20 protein-coding genes are annotated in these 21,294 nt (G+C 37.2%); 17 read left to right on the top strand and 3 right to left on the bottom strand.

All coding sequences use genetic code 11. From position 1 onward, the window contains the following. Nucleotides 1–6: 6 nt before the first annotated feature. The 10 genes from KFZ56_RS15785 to KFZ56_RS15740 all read left to right on the top strand — a co-directional run bounded on the left by KFZ56_RS15785 (nt 7) and on the right by KFZ56_RS15740 (nt 10,090). Nucleotides 7–1,533: a DUF4127 family protein gene (locus tag KFZ56_RS15785; protein WP_222642956.1), complete on the top strand. Its 1,527-nt coding sequence runs from the start codon at nt 7–9 to the stop codon at nt 1,531–1,533. Between the two features lie 67 nt (nt 1,534–1,600). Then, complete coding sequence (locus KFZ56_RS15780; RefSeq protein ID WP_222642954.1) at nt 1,601–2,431, top strand: PP2C family serine/threonine-protein phosphatase; 831 nt, start codon at nt 1,601–1,603, stop codon at nt 2,429–2,431. Between the two features lie 261 nt (nt 2,432–2,692). Then, entirely contained in the window at nt 2,693–3,115 is a 423-nt protein-coding gene (locus KFZ56_RS15775) for an ROK family protein (protein ID WP_222642953.1), read from the top strand. 480 nt (nt 3,116–3,595) lie between these two features. Beyond that, the gene (locus KFZ56_RS15770) at nt 3,596–4,933 is read left to right on the top strand and encodes a four-carbon acid sugar kinase family protein (RefSeq protein ID WP_222642951.1); all 1,338 of its coding nucleotides are present in this window, start codon (nt 3,596–3,598) and stop codon (nt 4,931–4,933) included. Nucleotides 4,934–4,967: 34 nt separating this feature from the next. Next, nucleotides 4,968–5,588 carry a GntR family transcriptional regulator gene (locus KFZ56_RS15765; RefSeq protein WP_222642949.1) on the top strand — a complete coding sequence of 207 codons (621 nt, stop codon included), beginning with the start codon at nt 4,968–4,970 and terminating at the stop codon, nt 5,586–5,588. A gap of 18 nt (nt 5,589–5,606) precedes the next feature. Continuing rightward, on the top strand, nt 5,607–6,635 hold the full coding sequence (locus KFZ56_RS15760) for a zinc-dependent alcohol dehydrogenase (RefSeq protein ID WP_222642948.1): 1,029 nt from the start codon (nt 5,607–5,609) through the stop codon (nt 6,633–6,635). 12 nt (nt 6,636–6,647) lie between these two features. Beyond that, entirely contained in the window at nt 6,648–7,637 is a 990-nt protein-coding gene (locus tag KFZ56_RS15755; protein ID WP_309228313.1) for a TRAP transporter substrate-binding protein, read from the top strand. A 14-nt stretch (nt 7,638–7,651) separates the two neighbouring features. Next, nucleotides 7,652–8,152, top strand: coding sequence for a TRAP transporter small permease (locus KFZ56_RS15750; RefSeq protein ID WP_222642947.1), 501 nt, complete (start codon nt 7,652–7,654; stop codon nt 8,150–8,152). Beyond that, complete coding sequence (locus KFZ56_RS15745) at nt 8,149–9,423, top strand: TRAP transporter large permease (protein WP_222642946.1); 1,275 nt, start codon at nt 8,149–8,151, stop codon at nt 9,421–9,423. Before KFZ56_RS15750 ends, KFZ56_RS15745 begins: the two co-directional genes overlap by 4 nt. A 13-nt stretch (nt 9,424–9,436) precedes the next feature. Further along, nucleotides 9,437–10,090, top strand: a complete 654-nt coding sequence (locus tag KFZ56_RS15740) for a class II aldolase/adducin family protein (RefSeq protein ID WP_222642945.1) — start codon at nt 9,437–9,439, stop codon at nt 10,088–10,090. A 157-nt stretch (nt 10,091–10,247) separates the two neighbouring features. Here the strand turns inward: KFZ56_RS15740 and KFZ56_RS15735 are convergent, their stop codons facing one another. From KFZ56_RS15735 to KFZ56_RS15725, 3 genes are read right to left on the bottom strand one after another with little or no spacing between them, the layout of a single operon-like run. After that, nucleotides 10,248–11,108 carry an alpha/beta fold hydrolase gene (locus KFZ56_RS15735; protein ID WP_222642944.1) on the bottom strand — a complete coding sequence of 287 codons (861 nt, stop codon included), beginning with the start codon at nt 11,106–11,108 and terminating at the stop codon, nt 10,248–10,250. Between the two features lie 13 nt (nt 11,109–11,121). After that, complete coding sequence (locus tag KFZ56_RS15730) at nt 11,122–12,309, bottom strand: sodium:solute symporter family protein (RefSeq protein ID WP_222642943.1); 1,188 nt, start codon at nt 12,307–12,309, stop codon at nt 11,122–11,124. 8 nt (nt 12,310–12,317) lie between these two features. Further along, the gene (locus KFZ56_RS15725) at nt 12,318–12,755 is read right to left on the bottom strand and encodes a sodium:solute symporter family transporter (RefSeq protein WP_222642942.1); all 438 of its coding nucleotides are present in this window, start codon (nt 12,753–12,755) and stop codon (nt 12,318–12,320) included. Between the two features lie 554 nt (nt 12,756–13,309). Here KFZ56_RS15725 and KFZ56_RS15720 point away from each other — a divergent pair. The 7 genes from KFZ56_RS15720 (at nt 13,310) to KFZ56_RS15690 (ending at nt 21,104) form a co-directional block, all read left to right on the top strand. Beyond that, nucleotides 13,310–14,053: a glutamine amidotransferase gene (locus KFZ56_RS15720; protein WP_255585178.1), complete on the top strand. Its 744-nt coding sequence runs from the start codon at nt 13,310–13,312 to the stop codon at nt 14,051–14,053. 123 nt (nt 14,054–14,176) lie between these two features. Next, nucleotides 14,177–15,193, top strand: a complete 1,017-nt coding sequence (locus KFZ56_RS15715) for a phosphotriesterase family protein (RefSeq protein WP_222642941.1) — start codon at nt 14,177–14,179, stop codon at nt 15,191–15,193. A gap of 270 nt (nt 15,194–15,463) precedes the next feature. Beyond that, nucleotides 15,464–16,702 carry a NupC/NupG family nucleoside CNT transporter gene (locus tag KFZ56_RS15710; RefSeq protein WP_222642939.1) on the top strand — a complete coding sequence of 413 codons (1,239 nt, stop codon included), beginning with the start codon at nt 15,464–15,466 and terminating at the stop codon, nt 16,700–16,702. A gap of 193 nt (nt 16,703–16,895) precedes the next feature. After that, nucleotides 16,896–17,870, top strand: a complete 975-nt coding sequence (locus tag KFZ56_RS15705) for a LacI family DNA-binding transcriptional regulator (protein ID WP_222642937.1) — start codon at nt 16,896–16,898, stop codon at nt 17,868–17,870. Nucleotides 17,871–17,887: 17 nt separating this feature from the next. Next, nucleotides 17,888–18,808, top strand: a complete 921-nt coding sequence (gene rbsK, locus KFZ56_RS15700; RefSeq protein ID WP_222642935.1) for a ribokinase — start codon at nt 17,888–17,890, stop codon at nt 18,806–18,808. Between the two features lie 49 nt (nt 18,809–18,857). Next, the gene (locus KFZ56_RS15695) at nt 18,858–20,009 is read left to right on the top strand and encodes a M20 family metallopeptidase (protein ID WP_222642933.1); all 1,152 of its coding nucleotides are present in this window, start codon (nt 18,858–18,860) and stop codon (nt 20,007–20,009) included. A 150-nt stretch (nt 20,010–20,159) separates the two neighbouring features. Further along, complete coding sequence (locus KFZ56_RS15690) at nt 20,160–21,104, top strand: nucleoside hydrolase (protein WP_222642932.1); 945 nt, start codon at nt 20,160–20,162, stop codon at nt 21,102–21,104. The last annotated feature ends 190 nt before the right edge of the window (nt 21,105–21,294 follow it).

Here is a 21,294-nt window from a genome sequence, read left to right as displayed (position 1 = left end):
TTATTAATGGCAATTATTTTATATATACCGTTGGATGAAAGACCATGTAATGTTATTTATCCCCAACATTTAGTGGGTACTAGAGATGATGTGCAATTAATTATACCACCTAAGCAGTTTTTAGGTAATAAAAAACAGGCTGCGGATGTAGATAAGATTTGGGGGTTTGTATGGAAGAATATAAATAAAGTTGATGGAGTTGTACTGTCTGCAGAAATGCTTATATATGGTGGCTTATTACCATCACGATTACACCATTTAACTGCGGAAGAAAGAAAAAGTCGAATTGATATGTTTCGAAAATTACGTGAATTATATCCGTTAATACCTATTTATGTATCTAACCTTATTATGCGTACACCAAAATTTAGTACTTCTGATGAGGAGCCTGATTATTATGCACAATATGGAAGGGAATTATTTCGTCGTGCGTATTTGCAAGATAAAAAAGATCGCACTGGTATAAATGATCAAGAAAAGAATGAATTGAAACAAGCAAGTGCAGCAATTCCAAGTGCGTACATTCAAGATTATGAATTCAGACGTGAATTTAATAGACAAGTTAATCTTCAGTTGTTGGGCCTTGTAGATGAAGGAATCATTGATTTTTTATCTATTCCTCAAGACGATGCGTCCATTTTTGGTTATACGGCTAAAGATCAAAGTATAGTATACCGTTTTATAGAGGAAAATCGTCTACAACAAAAGGTAATGGTATACCCAGGTGCAGATGAAGTAGGAGATACACTATTAGCACGAATGTTAAATAAATTATTATCCCAAAAGCCACTAATTTATTATTTTTATAGTTCAACAAACGGTCCATATATCGTTCCATTATATGAAGATAGACCTATGCATGAAAGTGTGAAAGCACACGTTTTAGCCTCTGGCTGTCAAGTGACTGAGAAGCCAGAAGAAGCTGATTTTATATTGGCAATCAATGCTCCAGGATTTGTAATGGAAGAAGCATCTAATCAGAAGCATAAAGATGTTACTTACAGCAGTTACCGTCATTTAGGGTATTTTGCACAACAAATTTGCGACTGGGCTCAACTGGATAAACCAGTAGTTCTAGCTGATAGTGCTTTCGCCAATGGTGGTGATCTGGAGCTAATTTCATACTTGGACGATTATAATGTACTAGATGAACTTATTTCCTATAAGGGATGGAATACAAACGGAAATACATTAGGAACATCGATTGCGGCGGGAGTATTCGGCTATGAAAATCAATGCCCGTTAGAAATACAAAATAATTTATTATATCATATTTTTGATGATGCATTTTATCAGTCTAAAGTCAGGAAGGAGATTACTGATACATTACTTCCTACTTTAGATGGAAATTATTTTGATTTAAATAATCAAGACCATATTGTACAAAAAGAAATTAAAAAAAATATTTTATTAGAATATCGAACAACGATCAAAAATAGCTTTAAGAACATTACCTTATCTCAATTTAATTTGTTTTGTCCATGGAGCCGTATGTTTGAAATTGAGATAGATTTGTGGCTAGTAAAAAAATAATAGATTCTCTTGTTAAACGTTCCTTTAGCTTGTAGATTTAGTTTAAAGTTGATAGGGGGTTGAAAAAATGACATATTCAAATAACACTTCATTTGAAGATATACAATTTATCATGGAGAAAAGCTTTAACAAAGAGGAAAGCGAAGATGCCTATTTTATAAATGATAGCTTAGGTATATATGGAGTTATGGATGGCTCTACTCCCATTGATAAATTTAAAGATGAATACGGTCATAATGGAGCTTACTTGGCAGCTAATATATTTAAAAATTATTTTGAATCACTAAATCAAATACAATATATTCATTACGAAATTCTACAAGCTAATCAATTATTAAAACAAGAAATGATATTAAACAATATCGACTTATATGATAAATCTCAGTTATGGTGCACCTGTGTGTCGGCTGTGCAAATTAAAGAGGATAAATTAATTTACGCCAGCCTTGGAGATACAATGATTTTGGCACGTGATAATAAAGATAATGTTAATGTTTTAACTGTTAATACTGTGAAAAACATTAGTTTTCGTACCAAAATGAGAAGAGAGATGAGTAGACATAAATGTAACGATATCCAACATGAAAGATTTTTTCAAAATAATTATAACAAGATTGCTGATCAGCGTAAAATGGCGAATATACCAAACGGTTATTCAGTAGCCAACGGAATGGAAGAAGCAAAGCATTATATTCAATATGGCATGCTACATGTTAGGGATTTAAAACAGATTTTAATTATGTCAGACGGCTTGTTTGATCCTAAAGGGGACCTGATCAGCGTTTTTTGGAAAATAAACGAACTTGGGTTGGAAGACTATGTAAAAAAGATGAATCATAGTGAACGAGATAATAGGAGTTCATCAGATGATAAAACAGCTATATTATTAACGTTTTAAAGAGGGATTTTTTGTGATATTTTTTGAAGCGTATGCAGTATAAAAAGAACAAGTACTTCAAAGTGTGTTTGGTTAATTGTTCCATGCTAATAGTTTATGATTCAGATCAATTTAGTGCATTATTTGCCGGGAATAGATTGGAAGTGTTCTATATATTGGGACATCTTGGTTCTGTATTATTGTTCATTCTCTTATTCATTTTCATCCGGTAACTCTATACATTCTTATTTAGCGAACTTTAATCTGAAATGGGGGAAACGAGTGGCTATTGCAGCTTTTGATATCGGTGGAACTAATATTAAATATGGTGTATTAAATAGACAGGGTAACATCTGCTATAAAGCAAAAATTTCCACAAAATCGAAAGAAGGTGGAGTGGCCATTATAGGAAAAATAAGAGTCATTGCCAAGCAACTGCAGAATAATTATGATTTGACCGGAATCGCTGTTAGCACAGCTGGTCAGGTCGATAATCGAGAGGGCGTAGTCATCCATGCTACGGAGTCTCTTCCCGGGTATACTGGGTTACACATCAAAAAAGAGCTGGAAACAACGTTTGGTTTACCTGTTACGGTTGATAATGATGTCAATTGTGCTGCTTTGGGTGAATATTGGAAAGGGGCGGCTTATCAATTGGTAAACAAATATTTTTTGAAAAATCAGTTATTAACACTTCTCCACTAATTCCAAATGAAGTATCGGAAAATCTCTTCCTTGTTCGTTTTATGCTTATTTCTAATGATTTTGAAATAAATGTTTGTAATAGAAGGCAGCAGTTGATTTATTATTCCCAATGACGTCTACACATTTAATGCCATTCTTTTTCTATTAAATTTGATAAAGTACTGCTGCCAGAACCCTCTCTTATTCGCTCCGCGTCTAAAACAGATTTCTCCCATAACAGCTTGACAGTAGTCCTACACTATCTACCTGTTTCCATTTCTTGCTCTTCCCTCCATTTTAAATAAATAAAACACATCTCAGTTAAATGGCAAAGCATACTGTATATTCATCTTTGATCTTTATATAGTAATTTGTCAATATTACACCTAGCATTACCTAAAATTACTATTGATTTTTGAAAACGCTATTGTTAGAATCATTTTTATAGATCCAACTTAGATCTAAGTTGGATCTATAAAAAGGGTAGGAGGTATATCTTTGATGAAAGATCGCATTTTGTTAGCGTTTTATGGGGATGACTTCACTGGTTCCACGGATGCCATGGAAGCTTTAGATCAATATGGCTTACGAACCATTCTATTTTTGGAGCCCCCCGATGAAAAAACACTCGCACGCTTTGAAGATGTTCAATGCATTGGAGTGGCTGGTACGGCTCGAGCAAAAGGAAAATCGGAAATGAAAATAGAAATAGATCCTGTTTATGAGAAATTTAAAGAAATAAACCCTTATTTTGTGCATTATAAGGTATGTTCTACGTTTGATTCTTCTCCTGAGGTAGGAAGTATTGGATATGCGATGGACATTGCCAGGAATTATTTTACAAAGGGAACTTATCCACTGCTAGTCGCAGCTCCTGCATTGGGACGATATACCATATTTGGTAATCACTTTGCTAACTTTCGTGGAACAGTTTACCGGCTTGATGAACACCCGGTAATGTCGAAGCACCCGGTTACACCAATGGATGAGGCAAATTTAGCATCTCATTTACAGAAACAGACACAGCAAACCATTGAAACCAATACAATTCTTGATATGGATTCTGAATCTAATGAAGTAAATATGTTGAGAGATTCTGAAGCGGACATCACTTTATTTGACGCACTGGAAGAAAAACATATGGAAATATTTGGTGATACAGTTTGGGAAAGTAGAGATAATACATCCCGTTTTATTGTCGGTTCATCAGGAATTGAATATGCATTAGGAAACAAATGGAACCAAGAAGGGATAAGCAAAAATAAAGAAAAAGAAAGAAAACCTGAAAACCTAGAACAAATGCTAGTCGTTTCCGGCAGTGTATCAGATGTAACCAAGAGTCAATTAGAGCATGCAGAGCAGTCTGGTTTTCACATGGAACAGATACCATTTGAACTGTTAACAGATAAAGAAATTCCCGAAAAGTATATGAATTATATATTAGACTTGCTTGAAACTGAACAAAAAGTAGTGCTATATACAGCAAAAGGTGCCGATGATCCTGTTATTGATTCTACAAAGGACCTTTTTCTTGAACATGGAATCAGCAAAGAGATTGGAATTCATATTGGTGAACAACTGGGCAAGTGGACGAAATATATCATGGAAAAAGCAGACTTAAAGCGTCTTGTTATCGCAGGGGGAGATACTTCAGGATTCATCACCTCACAACTGGGTATTTTTGGACTGGAAGTATTGCAATCTATTGCTCCTGGTGCTCCACTATGTCGGGCATATTCCGATAATAAACGGTTCAACAATCTTGAAATTGCTTTAAAAAGTGGTCAATTAGGTGGGACAGACTTCTTAGAAAATGTTTACAAAGCAGATCAACGGTAAATGAAAGCAGTTTAGAAGGGATGTAGGAATAGATATGCTTTTAAAAGATATTGCTTATCAAAAAATTAAAGAAAAGATTTTAGAAGAAGAGTACCAGCCAGGGAATTTCTTATCAGAGCGCACTTTAATTAACGACTTGAATATGAGCAAAACACCTATAAAAAATGCTCTAGTACGGCTAGAAACAGAAAACTTTGTTACAGTTTCCTCTAAACAAGGGATAATTATTAATGATTTATCCGTAGAAAGAATCAACGATATTTATAATTTGCGTATTGCGCTGGAAACGTTTAACTGTGACTCTGTTTACAAACAGATCACCGATGAACAGCTCTCAGAACTTAAGGACAATATAGATGAGACCAAAGTTGCGTCAGAAAAATTGGATGTGAAAGCATTTGCTACATTGGATCATCAATTTCATCTTTCTATAAGTGAAATAGCTGGAAATAACGAGATAACTCGTACCTTGCTAAATTATCAGGATCATTTGCGCAGAATAACGTTGCGTCATCTTAATAAAGATCCAATGCGAGTAAGAAAATTTTACAAGGAACATATAGAGATTTTAGATGCTTTGGAAAACCACAGCTCAGAAAGTGTTGTTTTGATGAAAAAACACTTACAGGAGTCTAAATCAATATTATTTCAATAATTAGGAGTGATTAACAGTATGAAGGCAGTATTTGTAGAAGAAGCGGAAAAAATTAAGGTGAAGGAAATAGATAATCCAAAAATCAAAGAGGAGGAAGTATTGATCAAAGTTGATGTTGCTGGAATCTGCGGTTCTGATATTCATACGTATAAAGGGCTGCATCCATTCCGGCAACCACCAGTTGTAATCGGACATGAAGTTGCAGGGGAAGTGGTTGAGATTGGAAAAAAAGTAAATTCAATTAAAGTTGGAGACCGTGTAACTGTCGAACCACAAATGGGAACAGGCGAAAGTGATGGAGAAATGACAGGAAACATCAATTATTCAGATGAACGCTTAGCACCTGGTATGGGAGAGTGGCTTGGAACAATGGCCGAATACTTTGTTTCTCCGGAATCACTGGTAATTAAATTGCCTGATTCCGTTAGTTATGATCGTGGAGTGCTGGTGGAACCACTGGCAGTTGGGGTGCATGCAGCTTTTAAAGGAGAAGTAAAACCAACGGACAAAGTTGCGGTTATTGGTGCTGGTCCAATTGGTTTATTAACGCTTGCTGCTGTAAAAGCTCGAGGTGTAGATCATACACTTATTACTGATGTGCTGAATTATTCTTTGGAATACGCTTATGAGTTAGGTGCATCAAAAACGTTAAATACAAAAGATCAACCTGAGTGGATAGAAACAGCAAAAAAAGAAATGGGAGGCAGTTTTGATAAAGTATTTATTACTGCAGGTGTTCCAGGCATTGTTAATCAAGCACTATCTTTATTAAAGAAAGGCGGCCGCGCGGTTACTGTCGCTATGTTCCATGGTCAGCAAGAAATAGATATCGAACAACTGCAGCAGAATGAAAAAGAACTCATTGGCTGTATGACATACAATCGACCGGATACTGAAGAAGCATTATCCATTATAGAAAAAAATGATATTCCTGTAGAAAAAGTCATATCTCACCGGCTTTCCAGTGAAGAAGCCGCAAAAGGGTTTCATATTGTCGATAAAAAGGAAGACCAATCTGTTAAAGTGCTCGTTGAATTCAACGCCTAGGAGGTTATATACGTGAAGACATTTAAAAATCTATCTATCCTTTTAATGGCAATTACAGTTGTTGTACTTGCGGGATGCACACAAAGTGCAAATTCTGAGGATGTAACAACCTTAAGGCTTGGCCATATTCAAAACGAGTCTCATGCTTGGCATCAAGGTGCAATCAGGTTTGCTGAGTTGGTAGAAGAAAAAACAAATGGATCTGTACAAGTAGATATCTATCCAAGTTCTACTTTAGGATCGGACCGTGACCTTATTGAGGGTATGCAAATTGGATCAGTTGATTTTGCGCTCGCAGCAGGTGTAATGTCAAATTTCCATCAGCCATACGCCATCCTGGAGGCACCTTATATGTTCCAGGACTTAGAGCATTTAGAGGACTTCCTTTATGGAGAGTCCGGAAAAAATTTGCAGCAGGAAATGCTGGATGAAACAGGAGTACGAGGATTAGAATTCTGGATTCGTGGACCTAGACAGTTAACAACAAATAAATTAGTAGAACGTCCGTCAGATCTGCAAGGAGTTAAAATCCGGGTTCCGAATATTGAAGCGTCTGTTGAAAGTTGGACAGCTATGGGGTCGAATCCTACACCTATGAACTTTAGCGAAGTGTATTCCTCCCTTCAGACAGGTGTGATTGATGCACAGGAAAACCCGATTTCTTTTACTGCAAACGCTCAAATTCAAGATGTACAGGATTATTTAATAATGACAAACCATGTGTATGGATACGTACAGTTGCTCATGAGCGACTTGACATATGAGAAATTAGACGGTTCTGAGCAACAAGCTGTGGAAGAAGCAGCGCAGGAAGCTCGCAATTACCAAAATGAGATCGTTTTCCAAGAAGAAGAAAAAGCGTTGCAGGATATGAAAGAAGCAGGGGTAGAAGTTATAGAGGTAGACACAGAACCTTTCGAAGAGCTTGTTCAACCCGTACATGAACGTTTGGCTGATAAATATGGGCGTGATCTGTATGAAACCATTGTTAACTTGAGATAATTGGAGGGATTTGAATGGACGCATATTTAAATTTTATAGATAGAGTAAACAATGTTGTGAAATATCTTGTATCTATTTTATTCATAGCACTTGTAGTACTTGTGTTTATGCAAGTAGTTACTCGATTTATTATTAACTACCCATTAAGTTGGACGGAGGAAATCTCACGTTATTTAATGATATATATTGTGTTTATCGGCTCTGCATTAGCAGTCCGAACAAATGAGCATATAGCGATTGACTTCCTGTTGGAAATAATAAGTCCTAAGAATAAAAAACGATTGAATATTATTACACTATTTATTAGTGTACTGTTCTTTGCCATGCTGACTTATTTTGGTTTCCAATTAACATTGATTGTTTTTGATCAAGCAACCCCAACACTGCAATTCTCAATGGCATGGGCATATGCAGCAATTCCTGCAGGCTCATTATTGATGATTTTAAATGTGTTTGCAGTGTTAATTCAAATGAAAAAGAGAGGTATGTCTGAAACGGAGGGTGAAGTTCAATGATCGCTGCACTTGTTATATCTTTATTAGTGTTATTTCTAATTGGAGTGCCAGTAGCAGTTGCGCTTGGCCTTTCATCCAGTTTAGCTCTATTAGTAGCTGGAGATGTCCCTCTGCAAGTATTGGCTCAACGGGCATTTGTATCATTAGATTCTGTTCCATTAATGGCTATACCATTATTTATGCTAGCCGGCGTTATTATGGAATATGGTGGAATATCACAACGTTTGATAAACTTAGCTAATGCGATAACTGGCCATGTTTCTGGCGGGCTAGCAATTGTTACCGTTGTCACTACTATGTTTTTTGCAGCGATATCAGGTTCGAGTGTTGCAGCGACTGCTGCACTGGGTTCAATTTTAATTCCTGCTATGTTATCTCGTGGGTACCATAAAGAATTTGCAGGGGGAGTACAAGCAGTCTCCGGTACATTGGGAATTATTATACCTCCAAGTATTCCATTGATCTTATATGGAGTAGCTGCAGGCACGTCAATTGGAGATTTATTTATTGCAGGAATGGTTCCAGGAATTATTATAGGTTTGGGATTAATCATCACTGTTATCATTCTTGCGAAAAAGAGAGACTACTTAAAGGAACCGAAGAAAACAAGAAAAGAAGTATGGCAGGCTTTTATAGAAGCCATTCCAGCTCTTATTATGCCAATAATAATCCTAGGCGGTATTTACAGCGGAATATTCACAGCGACGGAAGCAGCTAGTGTTGCTGTTGTATATGCATTCATAGTAGCTATTGTATTCTATAAAGCTATCAACCTGACAAATATTTCTAAAGTATTAACTCAGGCTACAGTAACTACGTCAACAATTATGTTTATTCTAGCAACTGCGGGATTATTCAGCTGGATATTGACTATTGAAAATATACCACAGCAAGTTGCAGAAGCAATAACTTCCATATCAGATAACTCGTTGGTATTTTTAGTATTTGTCGTGGTGCTATTACTAATTATAGGAATGTTCATGGAAACCAATGCGGCAATCATTATTCTTGCACCGATTTTGGCGCCAGTTGCACTGGAAGTTGGAGTAGACCCTGTACATTTTGGTATTGTCATGATCGTAACCTTAGCGATTGGAATGGTGACTCCACCGTTAGGATTAAATTTATTTGTAGTAGGTAATATTGCTAACACAAGACTTGACAAACTCGCAATAAGTTTAATTCCCTTTTACATTGCTATCCTGATAACATTAGCATTAATCGTTTTTGTACCATCTATATCCACTGGTTTAGTAAATTTACTTCAATAAGGAGAGAGTAGTAATGAATCGTTTAGGGCTTATTAAAGAATTGCAACAAACAGGCATATTTATGATGGAGAACAAATTGGCATGGGGAACGGCAGGAAACATAAGTGCACGTTTGAAATCCAATCAATTTTATGTTTCAGCAAGTGGAACCTATCTTGGAGATATGGAGATCGATGATTTTTCTTTATGCGAAGGCGCAAACGTTTTGGAAGGGTCAAAGCCATCAAAGGAGTACAAAATGCACCTGGGTATTTATGAAGAACGTCCAGAAATGAATGCTGTTCTTCACGCATCACCTTTTTATAGTACATTAATAGCAAATTCTAACCTTGAAATTCCATCCAATTATTTTGTTGAAGCAATGTATTATCTGGAAAGAGTTGAACGAGTTCCTTATTATCACCCAGGCAGTACTGATCTTGCACAAGCTGTGACGGAAAAAGCAAAAGATGCCAATATTTTATTGCTGGAAAATCATGGTGTCATCGTTTATGATAATAGTTTAAAAGAGGCAATAATGGCGTTACAAACACTAGAATACACTGCAAAGATGCATGTAACTGCACTTCAAAATCAAATTAATATGCAAGGACTGAGTAAGGAAACAGAACAAGATTTTCTTCAAAATTCTGGGTACAAGCCTGTAAGAGAGTGGCCAAGGAAATAGAGTTATACGTTAATGAGGATTAAAAACAAGATTTTCCTTGAATAGAAGAACAAAAGTATGTATGTCTAACTTCATCTATCATTCTTTAAATACCACAGGGGAGTTCTTATTAATAAGAACTCCCCTGGTGCTAGTGTAATATGCTGTATCTCCATCCTCATCTATGGTCATCCAGAAAATCACCTATTAAAGTCAGGCATTCATCCCGTTGGTCAACAAATACGCTATGACTACTGTTCTTTAACAAGTGAAATGCACTTTGTGGCATGTTCTCGTGAATAACCCTGTTTTCACTTGTTGGTGTTATCCAATCCGATTCAGCTGCAATTATTAATGTTGGTACATGAACATTTGGAAGCTTTTCTATAACATCAAAACTTCGTAAAAATCCACCAAAACCTTGGTTCAGTGCTTGGTAAGAGCGTTTGGTTTTCACCTTTGATCCAGTAGCTGAAGCGCTCTGAGAAGCTACAGAATAAAGGGGCTCCATCACATCATAATAAGCCTGCAATTCCTCTTCCGACTGAAAATTTCCTTGCCACAATTTAGTGGCATAATACTTCTGTTCCTCGTTCCCATTTGCTTCAATATATTTCTTAGCTTTGTCTAAAAAGCGATATGATGGAGACGTTGCAGCTAGCAAAAGTCCATGTAAGTGTTGTTGATATTTTACCGCATAACTCATCGCAACCATTCCACCATAAGAATGCCCTAAAATCCATATTTTCGACAGTCCTAGATATTGGCGTAACGCTTCTATATCCGCTACATTATTTTCTAATGTATATGTTTCCGGATTATTTTCTTCCGAATAGCCACATCCTCTTTGGTCAATGTAAACTAACTGAGCATGTTCTGTCAGTCGATCCAAGTGCGGCTTAAAACTAAAATGCGATCCACCTGGCCCCCCGTGAATGACAAATACAACCGGTTTATGATGAATCTCACCATTTTGAACATCTTCTTCGGCACCATCCACATCAAAATACAACTTTGTATCATTTAGAGTGGCATACATTATTTAACATCTCCTATCCTTTTGTACGCTTTCGTTTTGGTAACATATATGCAATGAGTAAAACAACTCCGATAATTAACCCTAGTAATGTAAGCATAATTAATATAGGCCAGACATTTATAAAATTCATGCCAGTCAAGAAAGTTACATAGCCCACAAGAATAACACTTAAAAAAGTAATGTCCTTATTCGTAATTGTTTGGACTTGGAAGAGTTCCCCTTTTTCATTGTTTTCCTGCTTGATCAGACTTCCAAAAACAGTACCAAAAAGTGAGAAAATAATACCCACAATAACAGGGTCCACGGTGGTACCTATTATTTGACAAATAATAGTTGCTCCGCCTCCAAGCAACATCCCGGAAATAGCGCCATTCGTATTTGCTTTACGCCAAAGCAACCCGAGCATAATTGGTATAAAAGTGGCTCCTGCAAATATCTTTTGGGTCATCAATAGTAAATCCATGATGGATGGTGTGAAAATGGCTGCAACCGTTGACAGTGCACCAATAATAACGAGCGTCCACCGTGTAACTCTTAATGTTTGTTTCTCATTGATTTCGTTGCCTTTACGAGTGATATTTTTTTCATAAATGTCTCGTGTTACGTGAATGCCTGCTCCCAGTAGATTCGAGTCTACCGTAGACATGCAGGCGCCTAGTATTCCTGTAACGATAACCATTCCAACCCATGGATGAATCACTTCCATAGCTAACATTGGAAATACGGTTTCAGCATTTGCCATATCCGGTATTAACGCTTTCCCAATGCCACCTACCAGTGCTAAACCAAATGCCATAAATAATGCGACAAACCAAATCATTAATAAACTTGTTCGTTGAATAGCGGAAACGCTCTTAGCCGAATAAACACGTTGAATCTGAGTTTGGCTGATTGTATTTAGAGGTAAAAATGTAATTACCCAAGCAAGTACCATTAAAAATGTAGCACTTTCTGTTACGCTCATAAATCCATCACCAAGTACCCTATTCATGGAATCCGCGCCATTTACAGTAGCAGATAACCAAGAGGCATCCGGTGATAGTGCCTGCAGGCCAAAGATAATGACCAATACCAGTCCCAATACCATAATAATAGATTGTATCCAGTCCGTAAGTGCAACTCCCATTAATCCGCCAAAGGTTGTATAAACGATTGTAACAACGGAAGTGATTAGAATAGCAACGGTGGTATCAACACCCAATATCGAATTTAAAATAACACCAATACCAAGAATACTGCCACCCGCACCCCCACTAATGCAACGAGGGAAAATATTGTGGTTAGAACCGCAGCAAAATTAGAATACCTTAGCGTCATGATATCCGGTAACGTAAAAACTTCATAATCCTGTGCTATCCGCCTAATTTTACCCGAGATATAGAATAATACAAAATAGGAAGAACCAGCCGCAACAAGCATCCATGTCATGGAAAACCCATCGTCATAGACCATCCCGCTAAATCCCATATATGTATTAGCACCGACTACTGTTGAAAAAATCGTACTAAATAATAATCCCGAATTCATTTTATTACCAGCTACATAAAAATCAGATCGTGTATCCTGTTTTTTGGATACAACAATACCAACAATAACCATTAGGATTAAATAAATAATGGGAATGATATAATAGCTGTGCCATTCCATGATCAACCCTACTTTCTTAAAGTCTTATATTTGCCAAATTCTGTTAATAAAAGCAAGTATATTATTTAAAAATATAAACGATAGAAATTTTAAAGTCAATAGATATTTCACGTAGGAAACATCTTCTAATTGTTCTACCAGCATGACGATTCATATTTTCAAATTAGAAGGAGTGTTACAGCTCGACCTAGCTTCAATTGACAAGATTCGTAAAATCTAAAAACTGGGACAAAGGACCTGTCCCCATGTCCCAATTTTGTGTTGACATATTTCTTGGTATATATTATTGTATATGTGTAACCCTTTACATATAAGGAAAAGGAACGATGAAGTGAAGTTCATTTGTATGGTAAAAATGATAAGAAATAGGGTGGTTCATAGACTAATATAAATAATGAATCGAGAATTATGTACTATATGTAATCGGTTACACAGAAGGTGGCGATGCAAAGCAATGTCTCCTATCCGCTACAAGGAAAGCTAGTATGATAACGGAATCATCGTTTTACCTTTTGTTTATGTTTGATTTAAATACGAGAAGGGAGCTGGAATTCTTGAAAATTCTTTTTATTGGAGAATCATGGACAATTCACATGATACATGCAAAGGGGTTTGATAGTTTTACAAGTACGAAGTATGAGGAAGGTGCTACCTATCTATTGGACTGTTTACGTAAAGGCGGTGTAGACGTAGACTATATGCCTGCGCATGAGGTGCAGGTGCGTTTCCCGAGAGATCTCAGCCAATTAGAAAAGTACGATGCTATTGTGATAAGTGATATCGGAAGTAATACATTTTTACTTCAAAATGCAACATTTTATGATTTGGAATCGTTTCCGAATGCGCTTTCCTTAATAAGGGAATTTGTTGCAAATGGCGGCGGATTGCTTATGATTGGAGGCTATTTATCGTTTAGTGGAATAGAAGGAAAAGCAAATTACAACAATACGGAGTTAGCAGAAGTTCTTCCTGTAGTTATAAAAGATCAAGATGATCGAGTAGAAAAACCACAGGGAGTACGACCTCATAATACAGGTGTGAAGCACCAAATTATTGAAAATATCGATGAATGGCCATCTTTCCTAGGATACAATCAATTTCAGGAAAAGCCTGATGCGGAAGTGTTAGTAAACGTAGACGATGATCCATTTTTAGTTGTAGGTCAATATAAAAAGGGAAAAACGGCTTGTTTTGCAAGCGATTGTTCTCCGCACTGGGGACCACAAGGATTTTTGGATTGGGAACATTACCAAGAATTGTGGGTAAATATCATGAAATATATTGGAAATGATCGTTAACACCACCGATTTTGAAAATAGGCTGACATTCAATAGATTTATCGGAGATCTATCTAATGGCTTCGTACACACTATTTCATAAAAACTTAAAAAATGATGATTGATGAGAGGGGCGTTTTATAAATGGCTGTAGAGACGGTACAGGGACCAATCTCTGTTGAACAATTAGGCGTTACGTTAATGCATGAACATTTATTTACAGATAGATCCAGGTTATGGAAAGATCCGGTAGGTCCTGAAAAGGACTTTGCTCAAACAAAAGTACAATTAGATATTCTTGGAAAACTGCGTTTAAATCCCTATGGTAATTATGATAATACGTTAATGACAGATAAAGATGTTGCGAGTGAAGAGGTAGCTCATTTTTATAACCAAGGCGGAAACACCATTGTAGATGTATCACCTATTGGAATAGGAAGAGATCCGAAGGCTTTGTTTGAAGTGTCCAGAAGATCCAACCTGAATATTATTATGGGATCTGGATTCTATTTACATGACACCATTCCAGCATATGTTGCATCGATGTCTATTGATGAGATTAAGGAAAGTATTATCCGTGATTTAACAGAAGGCGTCGATAACACGGGAATCAAAGCTGGAATTATTGGTGAAATAGGTATCAGTCCAAGTATGACCGATCTAGAGGTGAAGGTATTACAGGGAGCGGCTCGTGCTCAAAAGGAATCCGGAAAAGTGTTAACGATTCATACGCCGGGTTGGGAGAGGTACTGCCATCGGATTTTAGACATTGTAGAAAATGAAGGGGGAAATCTGGAGCAAACAATCTTAGATCATATGAACCCAAGTATGGACGATATGGATTATCAACTGTCCCTTGCAAAGCGTGGTTGTTATTTAGAATATGACATGATTGGCATTGAGGTTATGTTTCCGGAGGGCCAGTCCCCTTCTGATGAAGATAACGCCAATGCTATAGCGAGACTTTTAGATAAAGGCCTAGAAAAACAGTTACTATTGTCGCAAGATATATTTTTAAAGATGTTTCTAAAAAAATATGGGGGTTATGGCTATTCTCATATTTTAGAGAACTTCATTCCTCGATTAAACCAAAAAGGTATTCACGCAGATGAAGTCTATCGTTTATTAATCGACAATCCCAAAGAATTATTTAGCAAATAAGTCTTTTCCTCTTCGGTGGAAGAACATCTGGATGAGGGAAAGGGTGCATGTTGTATGCCTTCTGCGGACTAGTAAAACGTAGTGCCGCCCCAAGGTTCATATCTTGCTTCATCGTGTTATGGATATACCATGATGCGATGAAGCATAACCAAAAGGCGCGAGATGAGTGTATAAGTTCATATGGCAGTACTTCATTGGTATTATATCAGCTGCTCGAATATTGAATCATGGCGGAGCTTGTTTTTAAAAACACAAAGAGGAGAAGATAGAATGAATATATTGTGGGGGATCCTTGGTGTCATAACGATTCTTGGCATTGGTGTTATATTAAGTAAAGATAGGAAGAATATCAACAAACGAACGATTTTACTGGGGCTAGTCATTCAATTCATATTTGCTTTTCTAGTACTGAAATCAACGGTTGGTCGATATTTGTTAGAGAAGCTATCAATGGCTGTCCAAAGTATTATTGGGTTTACAAATGAAGGAATTGCTTTTCTATTTGATCCCTTAGTTGCGGAGAGTGGCGATACGATTTTTGTTCTGGAAGTATTAACAGTCATCATTTTCTTCTCTTCATTGATTTCCATCTTATATTATTTAGGAATTATGCAATGGGTGGTTAATATTCTGGGGGGTGCTTTATCCAAGCTGTTACACACAACGAAGCCAGAGTCAATTTCAGCTGCGGGTAATATTTTTGTCGGCCACACCGAAGCCCCTTTGTTAGTAAAACCGTTTATTAAAAAAATGAATGAATCGGAATTGTTTGCCGTTATGGTTGGTGGAATGGCGTCTACTTCCGGGGCTGTGCTTGTTGGGTATTCATTGTTAGGCATCCCGCTTGAATACTTGTTAGCTGCAAGTTTTATGGGAGCGCCTGCCGGGTTGATTATGGCTAAAATAATGATTCCACATACCAAAAAACAGATGGAAGATATTCGCAATGGAAACGTGGAAGAAATGAGTATTCTAGGTGATGATGAAGACGAGAAACCATCGAATATCATTGATGCGGCTGCTAGTGGTGCTTCGACTGGCGTAAAATTGGTTTTAGAAATTACGGGTATGTTATTAGCTTTTGTTTCGTTAATAGCTATGATTAATGGAGGATTTGGTTTAATAGGTGATCTATTTGGAATGGAAAATTTAACAATGGAATCGATATTAGGAGTTGTTCTTTCTCCCATTGCCTTTCTTATTGGGGTGCCATGGGATGAAGCAGTTACAGCAGCACAATTTATCGGGCAAAAAATAGTTGTGAATGAATTTGTTGCATTTGCTGGATTAGGAGAAATGTACAATGAGCTATCCGCTAAAACTGGAATGATTCTTAGTTTCGCTATAGCAGGGTATGGTAACTTTGGATCCATTGCTATACAGATTGGAACATTGGGTGGACTTGCCCCTGATCGCAGGAAAGATGTCTCCCGGATTGGTTTACGGGCGATGATGGCAGGAAGCTTGGCAACATTATTAAATGGTGCTATTGCAGGTATATTTATTTAAGTTAACATGAAAGAAAAAACTACGTATCTATGCGAACGAGATATCGATACATCCCGTTACATGTACATAGTAATATGATATGATGAAGAAGATTCAAAAGTAAGCATATACAAATGAATGACTTGCCTTATCTTTTAACATTCAAGTTATTACACAAGGTTTCATTTTATTATATTTCTAGGTGGGTGTTTGGGTGGTTACGATAAAACAAGTAGCAAAAGAAGCCGGAGTATCGGTAGCAACTGTCTCCAGGGTTCTTAACAATAACGGTTATGTTAGTCAAGAGGCTTTAACCAATGTGAAGAGTGTCATAGAAAAACTAAATTATAAACCAAATTCAGTAGCAAGATCGCTTTACAATAAAACATCCAATATGATAGGCCTTATTGTTCCAGACATTACGAATCCCTTTTTTCCAGAATTAGCAAGAGCAGTGGAAGATGTGGCGATGATATATGGATTCAAGGTTGTACTGTGTAATTCGGATCAAGAACCTGAAAAAGAAAAGAAATACATCGATTTATTTAAACAACAATATGTAGATGGCATTATTATGACAGCGCATTCCTATGAGTCAGAAATTTATACCGATTTGAATATTCCAGTCGTCGCTTTAGACAGAATCGGTAATACAACTTTGCCCGCTGTGGTTTCAAATAATTATACTGGAGCTAGAAAAGCTACAGATTTATTGTTGCAAAAAGGGGTAGAAAATATTGCCCATATTCGAGGTCCAAGAGGTGTTGCTCCTGCTGAAGATCGTTATCGGGGTTTTATCGATGAGGTAAATAAAAAAAATGCGGATTATATTATAGAAGAATCAAGCTTTCAATTAGAAGGAGCAGAAAAAAAAGCGAGGGAATTTTTGAGAGCCCACACAGATGTAGATGGCATTTTTTGTAGTAACGATGTTATTGCAGTGGGTGTTTTAAAAGAAGCCTTAAAAAAAGGAATCAAGGTTCCAGAGGAATTACAGATTATTGGGTTCGATGGGTCATTTTTTGGGAAAATGATTTATCCAGAATTAACAACTGTATCACAGCCTATATATGATATGGGGGCAATGGCTACTCGATTATTGATAAAAATAATTGAGGGGAATAAGCCGGAAAAAATATTCTACGAGATGCCAACAACGATTATAGAAAGAAGCACAACAAGGAAGTAATGGGGGAGATTTTGGATATGAAACCAGTAATTTCTGTAGTTGGAAGTATAAATATGGATTTGGTTGTGAGTGCTTATAAACGACCTTCCGCTGGTGAAACAATTTTAGGGAAGGACTTTCAAACGGTTCCAGGTGGAAAAGGTGCCAATCAGGCTGTCGCTTTGTCACGTCTGGGAGCTGAAGTTAACATGATTGGAAGGGTTGGTGAAGATGAACTTGGTTCCAATTTAATGCGTTTTTTAGAAAAAGAGAATATTGTTTTAAACAGTGTGGAATCGGTTACAGATGTTTCTTCTGGTGTTGCTGTTATTACGTTAGCGGAGCAAGATAATAGTATTATTGTTGTACAAGGGGCAAATGAATACGTAACTCCTGGCTATGTACAAAAGTTCGAGGAGCAGATTGCTAAGAGTGATGTCGTACTTGCACAACTGGAAATCCCTATTGAATCTGTAGAAGAAACGGCCAGGCTATGTCATAAGCATAATACAACGTTTATCTTAGATCCTGCGCCGGCTCAAGAACTTTCTCCACTACTATTGGACTATGCGGACTACATGACACCAAATCAGTCGGAGCTTACACATCTATCAGCAATAGGAGAGATGACGTTAGAGCAATATCCTAATAAACTAATTGTAACAGGAGGAAAAGATGGTATTGCTTATTTTGACGGAAGTAGTATAAAAAGAATCCCGAGCTTGCCAGTTACGGTTTTAGATACAACTGGTGCCGGGGATACGTTTAATGGGGCATTTGGGTATGCGATTAGCAAAAAAAAGGATGTACACGCAGCTTGTAAGTTTGCAAATGCCGCGGCAGCTTTATCTGTTAAGAAAATGGGAGCCCAAGGAGGAATGCCAACGATAGATGAGGTGAGAGATTTTCTTTGTATAAATGGAAAAGAGCGGGTAGCAGAATGGTATTGTAAATCTTGAAGGTAGACGGAAACCCTTTACGATGTATTCCGTTCAAAGGTGGTTAATGATGAAGATACAAAAAGAAAAGGCTGTAGATTTTCTGCAACGCTTAATTCGAATTAATAGCGTCAATCCTCCTGGTAATGAACTGGAAGTGGCGGAGGCAATAGCTGCCCATACCAAAGAGGCAGGCTTACAAACTAAAGTTAAAAAGTTTGCCAACGGTAGAGCGAATATTCTAGTGCGTGTAAAAGGGAAAGACGCTAGTCAGAAACCTTTCGTTTTTAGTGGACATTTAGATACGGTCCCCATTGGAGCAAACCCTTGGGATTATGACCCTTTTTCGGGGGAAGTTGTGGATGGAAAGTTGTATGGGCGAGGAGCTTGTGACATGAAAAGTGGAGTAGCAGCCCTTATCGAAGCTATGATCATGATAAAAAGCTCAGGCAATCAACCGAGAAGGGATATTATTTTTGCCGGTACAGCAGGAGAAGAAGTGGACTGCATAGGAGCTAAAGCACTTATAAAGGATGGAGATATCAATAATGCTGGTGCTATCATGATTGCAGAACCAAGTAATAGAAAAGTGTTTAACGCACATAAAGGTGCGCTTTGGATTGAACTAAAGGTCTTCGGAAAAACAGCACACGGATCTATGCCGGAGCAAGGCAGCAATGCGATTGTTCACATGAATGAACTACTTCATCGACTGAAAAGATATGATTTCACTTCTGTCAAAGAACATCATTTATTGGGAAAACCGACACTCAATATAGGTACAATCTCAGGTGGTACTGGGACAAACGTTGTTCCGGATCAATGTACAGTAACGGTTGATATACGCACTACACCTGAAGTAATTCATGAAGCTATTATCAATGACTTTCATCGTTTGTTGGAGGAAATGGAAAAGGAAATAAAAGAATGTAAAGTAGAGTTAAATGTCATGAATGATCTCCCAGCCTTAGCAAATGAAGAAAATAACCATTTTGTCCAGTTAGCACTGGATGTAAATCATGACTTATATGGCATGCCTAAGGAAGAAAAAGGAGCAAATTATTATACAGATGCTTCTGTATATGGACCTGCATTAAATGTACCAATTGTTATATATGGCCCTAGTGATGAAAGGTTAGCACATCAACCAAATGAGTATGTTGAAATAAAGCAGTACTTCAAAGCCATTGAGTATTATGCGACGATGGCCATGAAGTACTAAATGAATGTTGCAGCAAATCCAATAATTGATAAACATTAGCATGTAGGTCTCACCACAAGTTCCGAGGGCTTGCATGTGGAAAGCATCCTGAACCAGGGGCGGGAAGGCCTCTACTAATAGCTTAAATGAATATATATGGGAGGGGTATGGATGGAGGAAAATGTGAATGTAATCATGGATTGTGATCCAGGTCATGATGATGCAATTGCAATAATATTAGCCGCTTCAAAAATAAGTAAACTAAACATAGAGGCTATAACAACTGTAGCTGGTAATGTAGAAGTTGAAAAAAATACGTTAAATGCGTTGAAGGTCTCTGATATTGTTGGTTTAGAAGAAGTCCCTATCGTGCAGGGAGCGGATCGACCATTATTTAAGAAAAGAGAGATCGCAGAAGAAATTCATGGAGAAACAGGTTTGGAAGGCCCATTACTGCCTAAAAATCCTTCAACGAAAGCTAGCGAGGGGCATGCTGTAGATTTGATTATAGACAAAGTTTTAAAATCGGATAAGCCTATTACATTGGTACCCACGGGTCCTCTTACCAATATTGCTTTAGCCATGATGAAGGAACCCAAAATTATTCCCAAGATAAAAGAAATTGTGTTAATGGGAGGAGGATCATTTGGTAACTGGACTCCAGCAGCTGAGTTTAATATTTACGTAGATGCAGAAGCAGCAAAAGTTGTATTTGAAAGTGACGTGCCTATAACCATGTTCGGTTTGGATGTCACCCATCAAGCTTTAGCAACAGAAGATATTATTAAAGACTTATCCAAAATTGATAATACTGTAGCTAATTTTGTTGTTGAACTATTAACGTTCTTTTCTAAGGCGTATAAGGGTGTATTCGGTTTTGAAGGAGGACCTATACATGACGCCTGTACTGTTGCATATTTAATGGACCCCAGCCTTTTCGATTTTAATCAGGTCCATGTGGATATTGAAACAAAAGGTGAATACACATATGGGATGACTGCGATAGATCATTTGGGGGTCACAGGCAAAGCACCGAATGTAAAATTTGCTCACAAGCTGCATAAAGATAAATTTTGGAACTTACTTACCAATGCATTGGAATCGTATTCTAATTAAATTTTATGGAAGCTAAAGAATGGGAAAAGTGAGTCTCCTCGGATATAGTTTTGATTGACTTATACAGGGAAACTCGCTTGTTTTCTTACGTAAATGAAAAAGATAATAGTGAATTTCCATTGCATAAGTGCCACATAAAGACTTGGTGGATGCCTTCATTTTCACAGCAACCATTGACTTAACTTTATAT

Origin of the sequence: Virgibacillus sp. NKC19-3, from assembly GCF_019837165.1 — a bacterium.
GTDB classification, from domain to species: domain Bacteria; phylum Bacillota; class Bacilli; order Bacillales; family Amphibacillaceae; genus Virgibacillus_L; species Virgibacillus_L saliphilus.
The sequence above is the reverse complement of the archived record's forward strand: the minus strand, read 5'-3'. Positions and strand labels throughout refer to the sequence as shown.